Annotated in this window: 1 pseudogene; it reads left to right on the forward strand. The window is 70.4% G+C overall.

The features are described 5' to 3' along the window. Positions 1–294: pseudogene (locus TW83_RS17270) on the forward strand (ABC transporter permease); the annotation flags it as partial.

Here is a 294-nt window from a genome sequence, read left to right on the forward strand (position 1 = left end):
CCCTTCGTGGCGACGCTTGGCATGATGCTGATCGCGCGCGGCGTGGCGCTGCAGCTGACCGGGGCCACGCCCATCTCGCAGCTGGGCGCGGGCTTCGGGCGGCTTGGCAACGGCGCGCTGTTCCGCGTGGTCGAGATGCAGCCGAACGGCTTTCCGCGCGTGATCTTTCCGGGCATCCCCTATCCGGCCATCCTGCTGCTGGTCGTGGCTGTGGTCGCGACCTATCTGCTGCGCCGCCGCCAGATCGGGCGCCACATCTATGCCACCGGGTCGAACGAGGAGGCCGCGCGCCTG

The sequence above is a fragment of the Paracoccus sp. S4493 genome, assembly GCF_000967735.1.
GTDB lineage: Bacteria > Pseudomonadota > Alphaproteobacteria > Rhodobacterales > Rhodobacteraceae > Paracoccus > Paracoccus marcusii.